The organism is Streptomyces sp. V1I1 (assembly GCF_030817355.1).
In the GTDB taxonomy this organism is placed as follows: domain Bacteria; phylum Actinomycetota; class Actinomycetes; order Streptomycetales; family Streptomycetaceae; genus Streptomyces.
The window spans coordinates 7,645,705-7,664,827 of the sequence record NZ_JAUSZH010000001.1; the positions used below are offsets into that span (position 1 = coordinate 7,645,705).

The window sequence follows — 19,123 nt, forward strand, 5'->3', positions numbered from 1 at the left end:
GCCGCGGCGGAGAGGGCCTGTCTCGACCGTACGAAGCATTGGGTGAGCGAGTTCGCCAAGCGGCGGGAGTGAAGCGGCGGGAGTGAGGTCAGACCCGTCCTGCCGCGCGGTGCGGCTCGAACCAGCTGCCGCTGTCCGGCGGTGCGGGCTCAGACTGTGCTTCCGGCTGAGGCTCGGAGTGGGACTCGGGTGCCTGGAGGTCGAGCGGGCGCGTACGGGCGTCGGGATCGATCCAGTTCACCGGGCGCGGATCGAGGAACTGTTCCGCGTGTGAGACGTGTCCGCGCTGTTGCACCGACGAGGGCAATGGATCCCGGATAAGCGATTCTGCGGGCAGCCCGCACTCGTAGAGCAACTCGGCCGTCTCCTGCACGAACATCACGGGACCACACAGATAGACGGTCTCGCCGGTCCACTGCCGGCGCGCGCGCAGATTGCTGTGCAGCCGTTCCGCGGCCCGCGTCCGGCCCTCGGCCCGCTCCTCGTACCACCAGTAGGCGCTCAGATAGGGGTGGGCCCGCAGGAGGCCGACGAGGGAGCCCCCGTCGTAGAAGTCGGCCTCGCCACGGGCCACGACATCGATACGGATTCGAGGTGTGGGCTTGCGGGCGAGTAACTCGTCCAGGACCGCCTTGACCGGGGCCCAGCCCGAGCCGGCGGCTATCAGAGTGACGGCCGGAGTGCCGGGCGGCGGGGCGAGCGCGGATCCCGAGGCGGCGCCCAGGCGCAGTATGTGGCCGGGCTCTGTGTGGTCGCACAACACATTGCTGAGCAGTCCATGGGCAACCCGGCCGATATGGAATTCGAGCACACCGTCACGGTCGGGGCGGCCGGCCAGGGAGTATGGCCGCCACACACCCGGCAGATCCGGATGCTCGATCGTGGCGTACTGGCCGGGGCGCCATGGATAGCGGGCGGACGGAACGGCGCGGATGACGGCCGTGTGCCCGCCGTGCAGCCGGTGCGAGACGACAGTGGCCTCCCACGACGCGGGCTCGTCCGCGGCGACAGAACTGTGCGCCCCGCCGGTCATGGCCTCGGCTGTGGTTGCGTACACCCGCAGCCAGGCCGTTTCGCTCCGCGCGTTCCACGACTGGGTGCTGTGGTAGCGGACCGCGGCGACGAGACTCTCGCCCACCGCCGCGTAGTCGTCGTCGCTTATCCCGAACTTGCGGTGATCCCGGCCGAGTTGAGCCAGATGGGCGGGGAGCCCGGGGTGGCCGAGATGGTCCACGACCTGCACCAGGGCGGCGAACAGCCGCTCGTACTGATCGTCCATCGCGGCCGGAAACAGCTTCCGCAGCTCTGGATGGTGGGTGAACAGGTGGGCGTAGAAGTAACGCACCACATGACTTGCACGCCGTCTGACGCGTTCCAGGCTCGCTCTGACCAGATCTATGTCGTCGTCGTTCATGGATTCCCCCGGGGCTGCACGGTTGCGCGATAGTTGAACGCGCGTCACAGTGCTGAGCGAGCTGAACCGTATCAACTCGTAGGCGAATCCGAGTCGTTGTGGCATCACTTACTTCTCGACTGGAACATTCCCCTTCCGGGCGGGACAACGGACCGCTGCTACAGGCCCTGCCAGGCGGGCTTGGCGGCGTAGGTGGCGCGGAAGTAGTCGGCGAGCTTGAGGCTGGAGGCCGCCGCCTCGTCGACCACGATCGTGGCGTGCGGGTGGAGCTGTAGGGCGGATGCGGGCACCAGCGCGGAAAGCGGGCCTTCGACGGCGAGCGCCACGGCGTCGGCCTTCGCCTCGCCGGTGGCCAGCAGGACCAGATGGCGGGCCTCCAGGATGGTGCCGATGCCCTGGGTGATCACATGGTGGGGGACCTCGTCGATGCCGTCGAAGAACCGGGCGTTGTCCTGCCGGGTCTGCTCGGTCAGCGTCTTGATCCGGGTGCGGGAGGCGAGCGACGAACAGGGCTCGTTGAAGCCGATGTGCCCGTCGGTGCCGATGCCGAGCAGCTGGAGGTCGACGCCGCCGGACTCGGCCAGCGCGCGGTCGTAGGCGAGGCAGGCGGCCGCGACGTCGTCAGCGGTCCCGTCGGGGCCGATGAAGGACGCGTCGGTGAGCCCGAGGGGTTCGACGACCTCGCGCAGGACCACGGAGCGATACGACTCGGGGTGGCCGGAGGGCAGTCCGACGTACTCGTCGAGCTGGCAGATCCGGGCACGGGAAGCGTCCACTTCCGAGGCGCGCACTTTTGCCGAGAGGGCTTCGTAGACGGGCAGCGGGGTCGAACCGGTGGCGACGCCGAGGAGGGCGTCGGGCTTGCGTAGCAGCAGGTCGGCCATGGCTTCGGCGATGAGCTCGCCGCCCGTGGCGGAGTCCGGGACGATGACAACTTCCACGAAAGATCCCTGTCTCTTGAGGCACGAGTGGTGTAGACCAATCTACCTGGTAGGCAGGGGTGCTGTCGCGTGCGGGATATCCGGCCCGGCTGGGCGTTCCGCCCGCCCCACAGCAGGCCGTACCCGGGGTGAAACCTGGTGGAAATCCCCCGTGCGGTGGCGGCTATACGCTCGAAGGAGCAGATTCGAAAGAGCGGATGAGGAACCGCGTAGGAGGTGAGCGGATGGTCACCGGCCTCGGACCGCAGACATCGGACCGCAGCAGGCTGCGGTCCGTCAGCGAAGACGATGTGCAGCTGCGCCACTATGTGGTGCACGGCTACCGGCGCGCATACCGGATCGCCGGCGAAGGTCCGGCCGTCCTCCTCGTCCACGGCATAGGAGACTCCTCCGCCACCTGGGTGGACCTGATCCCCGGGCTGGCCCGTCGCTACACCGTCATCGCACCCGACCTCCTGGGCCACGGCGCCTCGGACAAGCCGCGTGCGGACTACTCGGTTGCGGCCTACGCGAACGGCATGCGGGACCTGCTCGGAGTGCTGGGCATCGACCGGGCCACCCTCGTCGGCCATTCGCTCGGCGGGGGAGTGGCCATGCAGTTCGCGTACCAGTTCCCCGAGCGCACCGAACGACTGGTCCTCGTCAGCGCGGGCGGCGTCGGCCGCGAGGTCAATCCCGTCCTCAGGGCGGTCTCCCTGCCGGGCGCCGACCTGCTGCTCTCGGCGCTGAACCTGCCGGGGATGCGGCAGGGGACCGGCCTGTTCGCCGAGCTGATCAGGATGCTGGACACCGACCTCGGGCAGGACGCGCCCGAGCTGCTCAACCTCGTGGACGCACTGCCGGACGCTACCTCGCGCAGCGCCTTCATACGCACACTGCGGGCCGTCGTCGACTGGCGGGGCCAGGTGGTGACCATGCTCGACCGCTGCTATCTGGCGCAGGGGATGCCGACGATGCTGCTGTGGGGATCGCGCGACAGCGTGGTGCCGGTTGAGCACGCGCACGGCGCGCATGCGGCAATGCCCGGAAGCCGATTGGAGATCTTCGAGGGCGCGGGCCACTTTCCCTTCCACGCCGATCCGGCGCGCTTTCTGGCGCTGGTCGAGGACTTCATCGAGACGACCCGCCCCGCCGACTGGAGTACGGAGCGCTGGCGGGAGCTGCTGCGGGCCGGACGCGTTGTCGAGGACGAGCTGCAACTGGCGAGCGAGCGCAGCGCGACCTGAGGACGCGCCTGCTTGTCAGAACAGAGGAAGTTGACCGGGGAAGTCCGGCACGAAAGCTCCGTCGAGATCGGGCTGCAGGGCCGGATCGAGCTGCGCGTGCTGCCGGGACCCGGGGCAGGAGACCAACTCGGCCGCGGTACGCGAGCCAACCGGGTCATGGCGGGCGAACCGTCCGGCGACGACGGCGATTTCGCGACGGCAGACCGGACAACGGCGGCGGGGAGCGGACATGCCCCCAGTCTGCCAGCCGGCTGGACGGGCCTCGTTGCCGAGCCGGCGCCCCATGCGACTGATCGGAGCCGGTGAGCAGACCGACAACTGCTCCACCTCGTCACCGCACCTCGACAAGGCGGGCGAACGCCACGACGTTCCCGTCGTAACCGGTCTTCTTCGTGTAGCCGCCGCCGCAGGTGATCAGGCGCAACTCGGGCTCCCGGGTGTCCTGGTAGACGAGGGCGGCCGGGAAATTCTTCTTGGCGTAAGTCTCGATGCCGTACACGGCGAACACTGCCGTACGGCCGTCCCCGCGCAGGATCTCGATGCGACTGCCCTGCTCCAGTGCGCCGAGTGAGTAGAAGACGGCCGGGCCCGCCTTGTTGTCGACATGGCCGACGATGACGGACGTGCCCCGCTCGCCGGGGCCGGCCGCGCCTTTGTACCAGCCGGCGAGATTGCTCTTCTCCAGCGGCGGCGCATCGATCCGGCCGTCGCCGTCGAGGCCGACCTCGGTGAGCGGGGCGTCGAGCCGGACGGACGGAATGGCGATCCGCCGTGGCGGGGAGTGGGGGAGCGCATCGGGCGCGGGTGGCAGCGGGTCGGCCGCGCTGTGGCGGGCCCCGACGGCGGAGCCGGGCTGGGGCGGGCCGCCGGCCGCCTCGGTGGATCCGTTGCGCAGGAGGAACAGCCCGAGCAGCAGGACAGAGGCGACCGTGAACCACGAGCTGCGGTGCTTGAACGTGTGCATGGGCGCTCTTCCTCGGTCCCGTTTGTGTCTCGGGTGGCGCTCCGCCGCCCAGGACCTCGGGGCCCGGGGCGGCGGAGCCGCTGTGTCGGCGTCAGACGCCTTCTCCTGACCTGCGGCGCAGCAGCAGGACACCGCCGCCGAGCACACCTCCCGCGACGAGGGCGGAGCCGACGGCGATCTGCGCGGGGCTCAGATCGGCGAAGCTGCCGCCGGCGCCGGCATCGACGCCCGCGCCGGGCTTCCTCATGTCGGAACCGGTGTGCGAGGTTCCCGTGCCTGTGTGCGAGTCGGTGCGCGAGTCGCCGGTCTCGTCTTCGGCCTTGGTGTGCGAGTCGCCGGTCTCGGCTTCGGTCTTGGTGGGTGCCTGGCCGGTTTCGCCCTTGGTCTCGGTCTCGGTGTGCAAGTCGCCGGTTTCGGCCTTGGTCTCGGTCTCAGTGAGTGCGTCGCCGGGTTCGGTCGCCGTGAGCGCGTCCCCGGTCTCGGCCTCGGTCCCGGTGTGCGAGTCGCCGGTCTCGGCCTCGGTCCCGGTGGGCGAGTCCCCCGTATCCGTCCCGGTCGCGGTGAGCGAGCCGGAGCCGCTGCTGATGGCGAGGGCCGTGGTGACCTTCTCGCCGTTGCAGTCGAAGGTGACCTCGTCCTCGGCGCCCGGCTTGGCCGTCGCGTCGATCTTCACCGTGCCGGGGTGGCCTTCATCGAGCGTGACGGTTTCGAAGACTCCGGATGACACGGTCACGGTCGGGACTTCACACTCGGTGGCGTTCAGAGTCACGGTGCCGCCGGGCGCGACGGTCGAGGGGGTGACCGTGAAACCGGCAGGGGTGACGTCGCCCTCGTCGGCGGCCAGGGCGGTTGGCGCGCCGACGGCCAGCGCGGCGGTGCCGATCAGGGCGAGGGAGGCGACACGTATCGCACGCATGGTCAGTTCTCCGTGTTCCCGAGGGCCATTGCGGACGACTTCCGCGCAGGAGAAGAAGTGCCCCTCGTTGGGAAAGACGCTAGGAGGCCGACCGGGGCGCCGCATGCGGCGAGGACGGCCGGCCTCGGCCTGTCACCACCCGTCCGTCGCAGTGGCCGCGACGGTCCTGCCAGGTCACGCGGTACGGCCGGGAGCCCGGCCGATCCGCGGCCTACGCGAGTCCGATCGAGTGACCGCGTCACCCGGTGGCTCTGCGGGAGCGAGCCACCGGGTCCGGCCGGCGACCCCAGGCCCTAACGGAGCGTCACGGACGGCGTGCGGTGATCCTCGGTGCAGTGAACGTCCCACGCGGGGAAGGGATCGTGCCACGGTCCCGTCTCGTCCGCGCCGACGAGGCAGCCGTCGAGCGCGCCGCGCAGCGCCTCTGCGCGCAGTCCGGTGCCGATGAAGACCAGCTCCTGGCCCTGACCGCTCTCCGCCTCGTGCATGCCCGAAGGCTCGAAGCGGGCGACGGCACCGGCCTGCGGCCACAGACCGGTGACGAGCTCGCGCCCGGGCCCGCTACATGAAAATGGTTCCCGTTAACAATTGGGCTCGGGCGGCGTACGTCGGCCCCCGGCCGGGCTCACACCTTGCGGTAGTCGTACGCCTCCGATGCTGCCGCCTGCACCGCGTCCAGGTCGCCGCCCGCCGAAGCGGTCACCACGGCTGCCACCGCCCCCTCCACGAAAGGCGCGTCCACCAGCCGTGTCCCGTCCGGGAGTTCGTCGCCCTCGGCCAGCAGTGCCTTCACCGTCAGCACGGCGCTGCCCAGATCGACGAGGACGGCCACCCCCGCGCCCCCGTCGACAGAGGCCGCGGCCGCCGTGATCAGCTCCGAGCTGGTCCCGAGGCCACCGTCCGCAGTGCCGCCCGCCGGGGCGACGGGCGCGGTCGCGCCGCCCGCGAGCCCCTTGGCCAGCTCGGCGACCGTCGCGGCCACTTCGGCGCTGTGCGAGACCAGCACGATCCCGACCGGCTTGTCGGTGCTCATCCCGCCACCTCCGCCAGCGCCGCGATCAGCAGGGCGGAGGAGGTCGCCCCCGGGTCCTGGTGCCCGATGCTGCGCTCGCCCAGATAGCTCGCCCTGCCCTTGCGCGCCTGCATCGGCACGGTCGCCAGCGCGCCCTGCTCGGCCGCCTCGCGTGCGGCCGCGAACGACGCGGTGGAGTCGCCGAGCGCCTCGACCGCCGGATTGAGTGCGTCCAGCATCGTCTTGTCCCCGGCCTTGGCCCCGCCGAGCTGCGCCACCGCGGCCACGCCCGCGCGCAGCGCATCGGCCAGTTGCGCGGGCGTCACCTCGGCGTCGTCACCGAGCGCCTTTCCCGTATGCCGCAGCAGCGTCCCGTACAGCGGACCGGAGGCACCGCCCACCGTCGAGATCAACTGCCGTCCCGCCAGGGTCAGTACGGCCCCGGGCGTCTGCGGCGCCTCCTTCTCCAAGACCGCCGTCACCGCCGTGAAACCGCGCTGGAGGTTGTTGCCGTGGTCGGCGTCGCCGATCGCCGAGTCCAGCTCGGTGAGGCGGTCCGCCTCACGGTCCACGGAAGCCGCGGCGGCCGTCAGCCAGCGGCGGAAGAAGTCGGCGTCGAGCACATGAACTCCCTGTGGTGAGTGGGTGGTTGGCGAGTCCGCGGGGGCCGTGCGCAGGTCCTGGACGGTCAGCGGCCCCAGCGGAGCGCGGGGGTCTGCACCGGAGCGTCCCACAGCCGCAGCAGCTCCTCGTCGACCTGACAGAGCGTCACCGAGCAGCCTGCCATGTCGAGTGAGGTCACATAGTTCCCGACGAGCGTACGGGCGACGGGCACCTGGCGCTCGGCGAGCACCCGCTGCACCTCGGCGTTGAAGCCGTAGAGCTCCAGCAGCGGCGTCGCCCCCATGCCGTTGACGAGCGCGAGCACCGGGCCCGACGGCTCCAGATCCTCCAGTACGGCGTTCACGGAGAAGTCCGCGATCTCCCGCGACGTCATCATCGGGCGCCGCTCACGGCCGGGCTCACCATGGATGCCGATGCCCAACTCCAGCTCACCCGACGGAAGATCGAAGGTCGGACTGCCCTTCGCGGGCGTCGTGCTGGCGCTCAGCGCGACACCGAAGCTCCGGGAGCTCTCGTTCACCTGCCGGCCAATCGCCTCGACCCGCTCCAGCGGCGCACCCTCCTCGGCGGCCGCACCGGCGATCTTCTCGACGAAGAGGGTCGCGCCGGTGCCGCGCCGACCCGCCGTATAGAGGCTGTCGGTCACCGCGACGTCATCATTGACGAGCACCTTGGCGAGACGGACGCCCTCGTCCTCGGCGAGTTCGGCGGCCATGTCGAAGTTGAGGACGTCGCCCGTGTAGTTCTTGACGATGAACAGCACCCCCTCGCCACTGTCGACAGCGGCGGCCGCCCGCGCCATCTGGTCCGGCACCGGGCTCGTGAAGACCTCTCCCGGACACGCCGCGGAAAGCATCCCGGGCCCGACGAAGCCGCCGTGCAGCGGCTCGTGCCCGGACCCGCCCCCGGAGACGAGCCCCACCTTGCCGGCGACGGGTGCGTCACGCCGTACGATCACCCGGTTCTCCACATCGACGGACAACTCTGGGTGCGCGGCGGCCATACCTCGCAGGGCGTCGGCGACGACGGTCTCCGGCACATTGATGAGCATCCTCATGAGTACCTCCTGGTGAGCGCGGCCGCGTTTGTGAAGATCGCGGACCGTCGTATCGACGCCTGCATGTCCGCCTCCTCTCGGTAGAGGGCGGCGGTGGTCGACAGGCGGGCCTTTCCGCCCGCCTTCTATAAAGAGGGTAGATCGATCAGGCTTCGTTGGGGGGGCAGCGGCACCCGGTCCTTCCGCGGCATCGCTCTGAACAGCTGTGACACTTCCGTGAGTCCTGACGCAGTGATCAATGGGGAACGCGGCACAGGCGTGCCGTGTCAGCACGATGAAGAGGAACGAGTGGGCAAGCTTGGGGGCGGCCGCCGTGCACAGGCGTACGACGGAGAGCTGGGTGATGCGGTCGAGCGGGCGCAGGAGGGGGACGAGGGTGCCTTTGCCGCCGCCTACCGGCTGGTGCATCCCCCTCTCCTCGGCTTTTTGCGTGGTCTGGTCGGGGACGACGCCGAGGACGTGGCGTCCGAGGCATGGCTCGAGATCGCCCGTGATCTGGGGCGGTTTTGCGGAGATGGAGCGGGGTTCCGTGCGTGGACCGCGAGCATCGCGCGCAACCGTGCCATCGACCATCTGCGCCGGCTGAAGAGCCGCCCTCGGGCCACGCTCTTCGAGAGCGAACTGGCCGAGCTGCCGGCCAAGCAGGACACGGCCGGCGAGGCATTCGAATCCATCACCACCGAGCAGGCCCTCGCATTGATCGCGAAGCTGCCCCGGCAGCAGGCGGAAGCGGTGCTCCTGCAGACGGTCATCGGCCTCGACGGGGCGTCGGCCGCGCGGGTGCTGGGCAAGCGGCCGGGAGCGGTACGCTCCGCCACGCACCGCGGGCTGAAGCGGCTGGAGAAACACCTCGCTGCGCTTCAGCCCATGCGTGTGACAGATTCGGACTCTCGTGCGCTGGGAGAGGGGAGATGACCGAAAACCGACCCCGAGGTGCCATGAACCCCGAGCAGCAGACGCCGACGCTCGAGGACCTGCTGGCTGCCGCCGCGCGTCCCATGCCCTCCTCGGCGGAAGCCGAGGTGCGGGCTGTGGCCGCGTTCCGGGCTGCGCGTGACGAGGGCGCGTCGGCCGCGCTCACGCGACCCGAGGAGGACTGGCGGCAGAAGAGTCCGGGCGCAGGAACTCGGTGGATCAAGGTCGGCATCGGCGCTCTCGTCGCGGGAGCCATGCTGGGCGGGGTGGCGATGGCAGCGGGCGCGATCCCGACGCCGTTCGGCGAGCCGCCGCTCAAGCCGGGGCCGACGCCGGGTGCCTCGTCACGCCATTCGGAGCATCCGGGGGAGCCGGAGCCCCCGTCGATGACCCGACCCGGCGCTCGCACCCCCGGTGAGCGACCGCCGACGGCGAAGGATGATCTGGCGCATTGCCGCGTCTACGAGTCGAAGGAGGGGCGGGGCGGGGCGTTGGACGGCACCGCCTGGCAGCGGCTCGAGGATGCGGCGGGCGGCCCGGACGCGGTGGCGGCGTACTGTGCGCGGCTGTTGAGCGAGCAACCTGTCAAGGCGTCGCCGCAGGCACGCCCGCCCAAGGGCGAAGGCGGCAGGAAAGACACGCCGCCCGCGGGGCAGCAGGGCGGATCGGACAGTGGAGTCGCCCAGACGAAGAAGCCGCCGGGCAAGCAGTAGGCGGTGTCCCTCACTGCCCATAGCTCATGAACCAGTGTGCGCCGAAGTACCGGGCGGTCGAGCACGGGTGCCGCCGATCGGTGAGCATGCGGAAGACGAACTCCGCGGTCGAGCCGTCGAACCGGATCCAGTCGCAGTGGCCCTCCTTCGTCACCAGGATGGGCCAGCGATCGGGGTCCGCCCCCTCCGTCAGCCAGTAGAACGAGTCCTCCCGCTCGCTTCCCGCCCACTGCAGGAGCCCGCCCGGGGCAGGGAACAACCGGTGCGGCGCCCACAAACTGTTGCCGTCCTCGTTGTCCCACGAGGCCATCGACAGGGCATGCTCGACGATGTCGAGGCAGCCGGACGGACCATTGGGGAGGAACATGTCGAGACAGCCGTCGAATGAGCCGCACCCGAAGATCTGAACCAGTTGCTTGTAGTCGCCGGGCAGACCGGTACCGAGCCACGCCTCGGTCGTCTCCCAGCCGACCGTGTGCGTCAGTTCCCGGTCCTGGCCCGTGACGAAGACGACGCGGTCGACCCAGGTGGCGTCCTCCGGAAGCTCCTCAAGTGCCGGGGCGGCCCGATGCGCGACGACAACCACGGGCCGTACGCCGTTGTCGGCGGCAACCATGCCGCAACCGATCCACCGGCTGCCGTACGCCCATGCGTACATCTCTCTCACGTGCTCCCCGAAGGGGGCAAGGAGCGGCAGCCCGGTTCTCTCGGTGGGCGTCTGCGCACTGTGCCCGCGCCTGACGAGCGGGCGCGGCCGGCCGTACCGCTCGCTCACCGCGTCGAGAAGGCCGGGCAGACGTGGTCCGCCGGAAGCGTTCAGACACACATGGCCCGCCGCATGCCCGGGCTCACCGCATTCCAGCTTCCCTGTGTCCCGATGGGTCAAGTGGTCTACTGCAGCCAGCAGTTCACGTTCATTCATCGCGGGTCGCCTCATCCAGTCCCTTGAGCGCGCAGTCCTTGAGCGCGAAGAGCCGGCCGGCCGCGCGGACCGGGCCCCTGGGGGCCTTGTCCACGCAGTCGGCCGGCGTCGGTCGGTTACGGCGTCAGCACCTGGCCGATGCGGACGCCCGCGGGCGCGCCCAGCGCCGCGGTGCCGTAGTACACACCCGACGAAGGGATCACGCCGGACGTGCTGCTGTTGTCGATCTGAAGGATCGTGCCGTTGTTCGCGTCCTCGCCGTCCGCGCCGATGGCCAGGTCCGCCCGTGTGTAGCCGGACAGATCGGTCAGCGAGACGGATGAGCCGAGGCGGTCGCCGGCCTCGGCGTCACCGGGGATCCCGGTGGTGTCCTGCGTATAGGCGAACGAGCCGGTGCCGGTCGGGCCTGCGGCCGAGCCGCGCAGCAGGATCACCATGCCCGCGTCCGCGCGACTGGCCCCATTGCGCGTGATGTCCTCGCCCGGCACACCGGTCAGGATGTCCGCGTACCCGTCGAGGTTGAGATCACCCACGGAGACGGCGGCACCCATGTCGTCACCGGTCTCGCCCGTCTCCGGGACACTGGCGGAGTCCTGGTGGAGGGTGATCCGGCCGGTGGAGGTCAGGCCGGTGGCCGAGCCGAGGACCACCGTCACCGCACCGCCCTTGGCCGTCGTGCCGGACTCGGTGGCCGAGGGCTGTCCGACGGCGAGGTCGGTGTATCCGTCGCCGTTGATGTCGCCGGCCGCGAGGGCACGGCCGCCCCGCGCTTCTAGGATTCCGACCCGCTGCAGGCCGGACGCGGAGCCCTTCAGCCACAGCAGCCGGGAAATCCCGGCCGGGTCACGGAAGTTGACCGCGACGTCGGCGTAGCCGTCCTTGTTGAAGTCACCGGTGGCGGCCGAGGCGTAGGAAACGGCCCCGGTGTACGCGGCGGTGTTCAGCAGGCCGGACTTGGATGCGCCGGTCGCGGAGTCGTACGCCCACCAGCGGCCCGGCACACCCGGAGCGACGGAGAAGACGTCCGCCTTGCCGTCGGCGTTGAAGTCACCAGCGGCGACCGTGGTGCCCAGCTTCTCGCCGTTGGTACGGACGGCGGCATCCGTCCAGTACGCCTTGCCGCTGTTGAGTGCCGGGCCGTACAGGACGCTGACGGAGCCGGTGTCGACCTGAGACGCCAGCTCGTTCTCGCCCGGGACGCCGATGACCAGGTCGGCGTAGCCGTCACCGTTGACGTCTGCGTACGCAGAGGAGGCGCCGAAGGCGTCACCGCTCTCGGAACGGCCGGGAACGCCCGCGCTCTCCTGGTTGAGAGTGCGCTTCCCGGCGTCGGTCGGGCCGTCGACGGTGCCGGGCAGGACCGTGACCGAGCCGTCGCCGCTCGCGACCCGCGGCAGGCCGGCGACCAGATCGGTGATGCCGTCCCGGTTGAAGTCGGTGGTCGGGATGGCGGAGTTGCGGCCGGGGCCGGCCGCGAAGTCACGGATCGAGGAGAGCTTGGCGTACAGGTTCTTGCCGGGGCATGCGGTGGCGAAGCCGTCGCGGTGACCGGAGACGGTGTTCAGCGTGGCCTGCTGGCCCTCGGTGTACTTCCCGGTGTTGCCCTGGGCCGTCAGCGTCACTGTGCCCTTGGGGTTGCCGCCGTACTGGCCGAGCTTCCAGGCGGCGACGCGGGCTGCCGACTGCAGCGCGGCGGGGGTCGGCTTCCCGGCCGGCTTGCTCGTCGCGGCGTCGCCCTCGAAGTCACCGAGCAGGGCGATGCCGGTGGAGTAGCTGTTGAAGCCGTAGGTGTGCGCGCCCTTGACCGGCAGGTCGACGCCGCCGCCGCGGCCCTCGAAGATCTGGCCGCACTTGTCGACCAGGAAGTTGTAGCCGAGGTCGTTCCAGCCCTCGGTCTTGACGTGGTACGTCATGATGCCGCGGACCAGTGCGGCCGACTCGGCGCAGCTGTAGTTGTTCGAGCCGACGGTGTGGTGGATGAAGACCGCCTGCACCTTGTCGATGTACTCGGCGGGGTCGTCGACCATCGACTCGTCGGCGCCCCACTGGGCGCGGTTGACGATCGGCGGCTGCTTCACGGTCGAGGGCGGCGCGGTCGGCTTGGTGGGCGTCGGGGCCGGCGTCTCGGTCGGTGTGACTGTGGGGCCGGCCGTCTCACTCGGGATGCTCGTCGGCGAGGCCGTCTCGGTCGGGGTCGACGAGTCCGTCGGAGTCACGGGGTCGGTCGGCGACGCCGGGTCCGTCGGGGTGACCGGATCGGTCGGGGAGGCGGACGGGGTCTCCTCCGCGAACGCGGCGTTGTCCATGAGCGGCGCGGCCGGGTTCTTGGCCTCGGCCTTGCTGACGCCCGGGTCGACCATGTGCAGCTTCAGGTTCTTGGGCAGCGCCTTGCCCGAGTCGACGCGTACCTGCACGGCGGTGGACGGCCCGACCCACAGCGGCTCGGACGCTCCGCGGTCGGCGCCCTCGGCTCCCTCGGGCCGGTGTGCCTCCAGGTCCAGTGCCTGCCAGCCGGACCACTTGCCCGTCTCGGCGCTGCGCGTACGCACCCGGGCCGTGCCCTCGACCTCGGCGGCCGGGCTGTCCCAGCCGATGCCGACGAGGGAGAACGGCTCGGTGTCGGTGTTCGGCAACTCCCTCTTCGTGGCTCCGCCCTTGGCGAGCTCGAGCGTGCGCACCTTGGCTGACCGCTCCTCCTGGTGCGGCTTCTTTGGCGCATCGGACGGGTTGGCGGTGGCTATGGTGACCACCCCCGCCCCGCCGAGGACGACAGCGCCCACGGTCAGCCAGACTCGGCGCTTCATGCTCAGCGGTCTGTACGCATGCGACGTACGCGGGCTCAAGTGCCCCACCTCTCCGAAAAGTTCACTTGCGGCACGCCCGTCACGTGGGCGACCTGCGATACCCAGCGCGCCCCGCCGCCAAAACATCACGGGTCACAGCAAGAAGTGATGTGGATCACGTTCGGTCCCGGGCTGTCGGTGGAGGACCGGCTTGCGAACTGCGCCGCGGCAGCGGCTCGGCTCTTCAGGTGGCGTCGTGGAAGACCAGGCCCAGGGTGTGCCGGTGGCCCGAGCGGACCGCGCTGACGCCGTGCCGGACCGGAGAGGCGGACCAGCCCCGCGCCTGGAGCGCACCCGGCGTCCCGGGTGGTGAAGATCAGGCCGTGGCCCTGCCGCAGCGTGGTCGCCGTCCCACGGGACTGGGCGCGCGGGCGCTGTTCCATGAGCAGGAACTCGCCGCCGGTGTAGTCGACGCCTGCCTCGTCGAGGCCGATGACGATCTGCAACGGGAAGACGGGTCGCGACAGCGGCTGCCGGCGGGATCCGGACGTCGCATTACGGCGCTGGGCAGCGCTTCCTCGACAGACTGCCGCCCATGGCGGCCACGGAATAGAACGGCGTATTCCGGGCACCCGTCCCCGCAGAGGGCCATTGCACAGCCCTGCCGCCAGGGGAACAGGCGCGGAACGAGAGGTGGTGCGTCGTGGCTGGACGTGCCGACGCTGCCAAGAGGCGTCTCATGATCGCCGTCCGGCAGATGTCGGCTCAGGATGCTTTTGTGCTGACACTCGCGGGTGAGCTCGACCATGATTCGGTCGAGGCGCTGCGCGAAGCCCTTGCCGACGGCTTGGCGTCCGGGGCGGGCCGGATTCTGGCCGACTGCTCGGCCCTGCGGTTCTGCGACTCGACCGGGCTGAATGCTCTGCTGCGCAGTCGACTCGCCGGACGCGAGGCGGGCGTTCGACTGGAACTTGTCGCCCTGCAACCGCCGGTTGCCCGCATGTTTGAGATCACTGGCGCGGGCGCCGTCTTCCGTATGTACGCGAGTCTCGACGAGGCTTTGGCGGAGAGTTCACAGAGGTAGGACCGTTCACAGAGGTAGGACCGTTCACAGAGGTAGAGGAGGAGGTCGTGAGTGTCGTCCTCCCGTCGCGGGGGCAGACCCGCCGGCTCGCCCTGTACGGCACCGAGGGTGTCGTAGGGCGCTGCCGAGACTTCAGCCGGGACGCCTTGACCGCCTGGGAGTGGATCCCCGCCGCGGACGAGGACGGCCAGGCGGTCGTCGAGGATGTGCTTCTGCTGGTGTCCGAGGTCGTCACCAACGCCTGCCTGCACGCCCACGGACCTCAGGAACTCATGCTGCACTGCTCACCGGACCGGCTGAGGATCGAGGTCACCGACGACAGTCCGGTTCACCCGCGGCCGCGCCCGTTCGCCGCGGCTGTGCCCGGCGGTCATGGTCTGGTGGTCCTGGACAGGCTCGCCCGGAGCTGGGGCTCCGTACCTCGGGGGACCGGGAAAGCGGTGTGGGTGGAGGTGGCTGCGCCCGCCCGTTCGCAGGGGACTCGTCAGCAGTAGCGCTGTCCCCTTGACCGTCTCAACCGCCCCTTGACGGTCTCAACCGCCACCTGACCGTCTCAACCGTCACCGTCGTCCAGCAGCAGGGCCTCGCGCATCAGTGTCAGGACGCGGGCCAGCAGCCGCGAGACATGCATCTGCGAGATGCCCAGCCGCTCACCGATCTCACGCTGCGTCAGGTCCTCGACGAACCGCAGGGACAGAATCAGCCGGTCCCGCTCGGAAAGGGTGGCGACCACCGGCTTCAGTGCCGCGATGCATTCCACCGTGTCGAAGGCGTGCTCGTCCTGGCCGAGGCACCGTTGCGCCGGGCCCGGGGCTTGGTCGTCCTCGAGCGGCGCGTCCAGCGAATGGGCGCTGTAGCCGTTCGCCGCCTGCCGGCCCTCCCGCACCTCTGCCTCGTCGACGCCCAGGTGGACGGCGAGCTCGGCATCCGTCGGCGGGTGCCCCAGCCGCTGCTCGAGTGTGTCCGACGCCCTGGCGATGCCGATGCGCAGCTCCTGCAACCGCCGCGGCACCCGCACAGCCCAGCTGGCATCCCGGAAGAAGCGCTTGATCTCGCCCTCGATGGTCGGGAGCGCGAAGGAGACGAACCCGACCTCACGCTCGACGTCGAAGCGGTTGATGGCCTTGATAAGACCGATCGTCCCGACCTGGAGGATGTCCTCCATCGACTCGCTGCGGTGCGAGAACCGGGTCGCGGCGAACTTGACGAGGCTGAGGTTGAGCTCGACCAGGGTGTTGCGCACATACGCGTACTCCGGTGTTCCCTCCTCCAGTGATGCGAGCCGCTGGAACAGCGATACGGAGAGTGCCCGCGCGTCCATGGTGCCGATCGTCCGTGGATCCGGGATCTCCGGGAGGTCGAGAAGCGCCGGCGGGCGTGTTGCGGGCGCGGCGGAGACAGTGGAATCGCGGGTGCGCGAGAGGCTGGCCATGAGGCTCCTTCGACGTGCTGGGGGATCGTCGTATGAGCACCTGTCGAATATTTACCCGAATGGCACGTTTTGATGCCTTACGCCCCCTATAGGGAGCGGCTGGCTCCGGGGTGTCCGTCACACCCTGACGTGCGAGAGTGGACGTGTCGTCGGTCGTAGCAGGCGAGGTCAGCGATGGATTCTGCGCACACCTCCGGTGAACGGCTCGGTCGCCCATCGGCGGAATTGAGCGAAGAAGGGCTCCGGAAACTGCTCGCGGGGCTCACAGCAGTACGTGACGGCGACTTCTCGCACCGGCTGCCGGACGACGAGGCGGAGCTCCTCGGCGAGATCGCGGCTGTCTACAACGGGATGGTCGACCAATTGTCCCTGGTCACGTCCCAGGTCACCCGGGTCGCCAGCGAAGTCGGCGGCGAAGGGCGGCTCGGCGGCCACGCGCGCGTCCCCCAGGTCAGCGGTGTATGGCTGGAGCTCACCACCGGCGTCAACACGATGGCCGACAACCTCACCTCGCAGGTCCGCTCGATATCCCAGGTCGCGTCCGCGGTCGCGCGGGGCGATCTCGACCAGAAGATCCGCGTCGACGCGCGCGGGGAGATCCTGGAGCTGAAGGAGACCATCAACACGATGGTGGAGCGGCTGTCCACCATGGCGGAGGAGGTCACCCGCGTCGCCCGCGAGGTCGGCACGGAAGGAAACCTCGGCGGTCAGGCGACGGTACGGGGCGTCTCGGGTACCTGGAAGGACCTCACGGACAACGTCAACTCCATGGCGAACAACCTGACCAATCAGGTACGTAATATCGCCCAGGTCACCACGGCCGTCGCGGAGGGTGATCTGACCCGCAAGATCGATGTCGACGCGCGGGGCGAGATTCTCACGCTGAAGACCACCATCAATACGATGGTCGACCAGCTGTCGTCGTTCGCCGCCGAGGTCACCAGGGTGGCCCGCGAGGTCGGCAGCGAGGGCCGGCTGGGCGGTCAGGCCGAGGTGGAGGGTGTCTCCGGCACCTGGAAGCGGCTCACCGAGAATGTGAACGAGCTGGCCGGAAACCTGACCCGGCAGGTGCGTGCCATCGCCGAGGTGACCAGCGCCGTCGCCGAGGGTGACCTGACCCGCTCCATCACGGTGGAGGCGCCGGGCGAGGTCGGTGACCTCAAGGACAACATCAACGCCATGGTCGAGTCACTGCGCGCGACCACCCGCGCCAATGAGGAGCAGGACTGGCTCAAGACCAATCTGGCTCGTCTCTCCTCGTCGATGCAGGACAGCCGCAACCTCCCCGCGGTCGCTGAGCTGATCATGGACGAGGTGCCGCGGCTGGTCTACGCGCCCTACGCCGCTTTCTTCCTGGCCCAGGAGACGCCCGACGGGCGCGACACCGAGCTCGTCATGATGGCTTCGTACGGCGGGCCCGACGGCCCGGACAAGCCTCCGCGCCGCTTCCGGCTCGGGCAATCGCTGGTAGGCCAGGCGGCGCGCAGCAGGCGCACGCTCACCGTCGACGGTCTGCCGCCCGGATACGCGACGATGTCCTCCGGTATCGGCTCGGCCGAGCCCACGACCCTGATCGTGCTGCCGATCGTCGTCGAAGGCCAGGTGCTCGGAGTCATGGAACTCGCCGCGCTGCGGCCCTTCACCGGCATCCACCGGGACTTCCTCGACCGGTTCAGCGAAACGGTCGGCGTCATCGTCAAATCGCTGATCGCCAGCGCCCGTACGGACGAGCTGCTCGAGCAGTCCCAGCGCCTGACGAGCGAACTGAGCACCCGGTCCCAGGAACTCCAGTCGCGCCAGGAGGATTTGCAGCGTTCCAACGCCGAACTGGAGGAGAAGGCAGCGCTGTTGGTGGAGCGCAACCGGGATATCGAAGGCAAGAACCTGGAGATCGAGGCCGCCCGCCAGGAGCTTGAGGCCCGCGCACTCCAGCTCTCGCGTACGTCGATGTACAAGTCGGAGTTCCTGGCCAACATGAGCCACGAGCTGCGCACACCGCTCAACAGCCTGCTGATCCTCGCCCAGCTCCTCGCCCAGAACGCGGAGGGCAACCTGACGGAGAAACAGGTCGACTACGCCGAAGTCATCCACTCCGCGGGTTCCGACCTGCTTCAGCTGATCAATGAGATCCTCGACCTGTCGAAGGTCGAGGCGGGCAAGATGGACGTCCATACGGAACCTGTCACCTTGTCCCGGCTGCTGGACTACGTCGAGATCACCTTCCGGCCCCTGGCGAGCGAACGCGACCTGCAGTTCCAGGTGGTCAAGGCGCCCAACATGCCGGAAGCCGTCGTCACCGACGAGGCGCGACTGCGGCAGGTGCTGCGCAACCTGCTCTCCAACGCCATGAAGTTCACCGAGCACGGACGGGTCGAGCTGCGCGTCGAGTACGCCGACGACGATGAGCTGGCGCATTCCATGCGCGGCCACCCCGCACTCGCGTTCAGAGTCTCCGACACCGGAATCGGCATCGCCGAACAGCACTTGGAGACGATCTTCGGAGCGTTCCAGCAGGGGGACCTGGCCACAGGACGGCGCTACGGCGGTACGGGACTGGGGCTGTCCATCAGCCGTGAAGTGGCCCAACTCCTCGGCGGCGAGATAGGGGTGAGGAGCAGGATCGGTGAGGGGAGCAGCTTCACGCTCTACCTGCCGGTCGGCGGCGTCGGCCGGCCGAAGGAGCAGGCCCCGAGCGCCAGTGGGCGGCCGCAGGAGGACGGCCCCCGTCCGCAGGAACCGACGCTGACCGGGCGCGTGGCGCTGATCGTGGACGACGACGAGCGGAACGTCTTCGCGCTCACCGCGATCCTGGAGCGCGAGGGCATGCGCGTCCTGCGCGCGGACAACGGCCGAGCCGGCATCGAGCTCCTCGCCGCGCACGGTGACGTGGAGCTGATCCTGATGGACGTGATGATGCCCGGCATGGACGGGCTCACCGCCACCGCCGCGATCAGGGAGATGCCACGCTTCGCCGAGGTCCCGATCATCGCCGTGACCGCCAAGGCGATGCCCGGCGACCGGGCCAGGACGCTGGCCGTCGGAGCCAACGACTACCTCACCAAGCCCGTCGACGCGGACGAGCTGATCGCCAGAATCCACAAATGGCTGGGCGACTGACGC

Annotated in this window: 18 protein-coding genes and 1 pseudogene; 6 read left to right on the plus strand and 13 right to left on the minus strand. The window is 69.7% G+C overall.

Translation table 11 applies throughout. The annotated features are described in order from the left end of the window. Positions 1-88 precede the first annotated feature (88 nt). Both QFZ67_RS35790 and nagB read right to left on the minus strand, forming a co-directional pair. On the minus strand, positions 89-1,414 hold the full coding sequence (locus QFZ67_RS35790) for a globin domain-containing protein (protein WP_307665193.1): 1,326 nt from the start codon (positions 1,412-1,414) through the stop codon (positions 89-91). A gap of 158 nt (positions 1,415-1,572) precedes the next feature. After that, positions 1,573-2,355 (minus strand): glucosamine-6-phosphate deaminase, encoded by a 783-nt coding sequence (gene nagB / locus QFZ67_RS35795; RefSeq protein ID WP_307665194.1) that lies wholly within the window; start codon positions 2,353-2,355, stop codon positions 1,573-1,575. Positions 2,356-2,579: 224 nt separating this feature from the next. On the opposite strand from nagB, the gene QFZ67_RS35800 reads away from it, so the two are divergent. Next, on the plus strand, positions 2,580-3,581 hold the full coding sequence (locus QFZ67_RS35800; RefSeq protein WP_307665195.1) for an alpha/beta fold hydrolase: 1,002 nt from the start codon (positions 2,580-2,582) through the stop codon (positions 3,579-3,581). Between the two features lie 15 nt (positions 3,582-3,596). Here QFZ67_RS35800 and QFZ67_RS35805 read toward each other — a convergent pair whose 3' ends face one another. The 7 genes from QFZ67_RS35805 to dhaK form a co-directional block, all read right to left on the minus strand. Further along, positions 3,597-3,812, minus strand: a complete 216-nt coding sequence (locus QFZ67_RS35805) for a hypothetical protein (RefSeq protein ID WP_307665196.1) — start codon at positions 3,810-3,812, stop codon at positions 3,597-3,599. Between the two features lie 100 nt (positions 3,813-3,912). Continuing rightward, on the minus strand, positions 3,913-4,545 hold the full coding sequence (locus QFZ67_RS35810) for a class F sortase (RefSeq protein ID WP_307665197.1): 633 nt from the start codon (positions 4,543-4,545) through the stop codon (positions 3,913-3,915). 91 nt (positions 4,546-4,636) lie between these two features. After that, complete coding sequence (locus QFZ67_RS35815) at positions 4,637-5,461, minus strand: hypothetical protein (protein ID WP_307665198.1); 825 nt, start codon at positions 5,459-5,461, stop codon at positions 4,637-4,639. Between the two features lie 293 nt (positions 5,462-5,754). Continuing rightward, complete coding sequence (locus QFZ67_RS35820) at positions 5,755-5,994, minus strand: GTP-binding protein (protein WP_373430256.1); 240 nt, start codon at positions 5,992-5,994, stop codon at positions 5,755-5,757. 92 nt (positions 5,995-6,086) lie between these two features. Then, positions 6,087-6,494 (minus strand): PTS-dependent dihydroxyacetone kinase phosphotransferase subunit DhaM, encoded by a 408-nt coding sequence (locus QFZ67_RS35825; RefSeq protein ID WP_307665199.1) that lies wholly within the window; start codon positions 6,492-6,494, stop codon positions 6,087-6,089. Beyond that, entirely contained in the window at positions 6,491-7,096 is a 606-nt protein-coding gene (gene dhaL / locus QFZ67_RS35830; RefSeq protein WP_307665200.1) for a dihydroxyacetone kinase subunit DhaL, read from the minus strand. Before dhaL ends, QFZ67_RS35825 begins: the two co-directional genes overlap by 4 nt. Positions 7,097-7,161: 65 nt before the next feature. Continuing rightward, complete coding sequence (dhaK, locus tag QFZ67_RS35835; RefSeq protein ID WP_307665201.1) at positions 7,162-8,154, minus strand: dihydroxyacetone kinase subunit DhaK; 993 nt, start codon at positions 8,152-8,154, stop codon at positions 7,162-7,164. Between the two features lie 288 nt (positions 8,155-8,442). Here dhaK and QFZ67_RS35840 point away from each other — a divergent pair, with 288 nt between their 5' ends. Together QFZ67_RS35840 and QFZ67_RS35845 are read left to right on the plus strand one after the other, a co-directional pair. After that, the gene (locus tag QFZ67_RS35840) at positions 8,443-9,069 is read left to right on the plus strand and encodes an RNA polymerase sigma factor (RefSeq protein WP_307665202.1); all 627 of its coding nucleotides are present in this window, start codon (positions 8,443-8,445) and stop codon (positions 9,067-9,069) included. Beyond that, positions 9,066-9,782 carry a hypothetical protein gene (locus tag QFZ67_RS35845; RefSeq protein ID WP_307665203.1) on the plus strand — a complete coding sequence of 239 codons (717 nt, stop codon included), beginning with the start codon at positions 9,066-9,068 and terminating at the stop codon, positions 9,780-9,782. Before QFZ67_RS35840 ends, QFZ67_RS35845 begins: the two co-directional genes overlap by 4 nt. Positions 9,783-9,792: 10 nt before the next feature. On the opposite strand, the gene QFZ67_RS35850 is transcribed toward QFZ67_RS35845, so the two are convergent. The 3 genes and pseudogenes from QFZ67_RS35850 to QFZ67_RS35865 form a co-directional block, all read right to left on the minus strand. After that, positions 9,793-10,704: a hypothetical protein gene (locus QFZ67_RS35850; protein WP_307665204.1), complete on the minus strand. Its 912-nt coding sequence runs from the start codon at positions 10,702-10,704 to the stop codon at positions 9,793-9,795. A gap of 116 nt (positions 10,705-10,820) precedes the next feature. Continuing rightward, the gene (locus tag QFZ67_RS35855; RefSeq protein ID WP_307665205.1) at positions 10,821-13,508 is read right to left on the minus strand and encodes an FG-GAP-like repeat-containing protein; all 2,688 of its coding nucleotides are present in this window, start codon (positions 13,506-13,508) and stop codon (positions 10,821-10,823) included. Between the two features lie 223 nt (positions 13,509-13,731). After that, positions 13,732-14,005 (minus strand): annotated as a pseudogene (locus QFZ67_RS35865) (2OG-Fe(II) oxygenase); the annotation flags it as partial. Between the two features lie 221 nt (positions 14,006-14,226). Between QFZ67_RS35865 and QFZ67_RS35870 the strand changes: the two are divergent. Both QFZ67_RS35870 and QFZ67_RS35875 read left to right on the plus strand, forming a co-directional pair. After that, positions 14,227-14,571, plus strand: coding sequence for an STAS domain-containing protein (locus QFZ67_RS35870; protein ID WP_307665206.1), 345 nt, complete (start codon positions 14,227-14,229; stop codon positions 14,569-14,571). 47 nt (positions 14,572-14,618) lie between these two features. After that, a complete protein-coding gene (locus QFZ67_RS35875) occupies positions 14,619-15,065 on the plus strand; it encodes an ATP-binding protein (protein WP_307665207.1) in 447 nt (148 codons plus the stop codon). Between the two features lie 59 nt (positions 15,066-15,124). Here the strand turns inward: QFZ67_RS35875 and QFZ67_RS35880 are convergent, their stop codons facing one another. Beyond that, positions 15,125-16,003: a SigB/SigF/SigG family RNA polymerase sigma factor gene (locus QFZ67_RS35880; protein WP_307665208.1), complete on the minus strand. Its 879-nt coding sequence runs from the start codon at positions 16,001-16,003 to the stop codon at positions 15,125-15,127. A gap of 174 nt (positions 16,004-16,177) precedes the next feature. Between QFZ67_RS35880 and QFZ67_RS35885 the strand changes: the two genes are divergently transcribed. Then, entirely contained in the window at positions 16,178-19,120 is a 2,943-nt protein-coding gene (locus tag QFZ67_RS35885; RefSeq protein WP_307665209.1) for a HAMP domain-containing protein, read from the plus strand. The last annotated feature ends 3 nt before the right edge of the window (positions 19,121-19,123 follow it).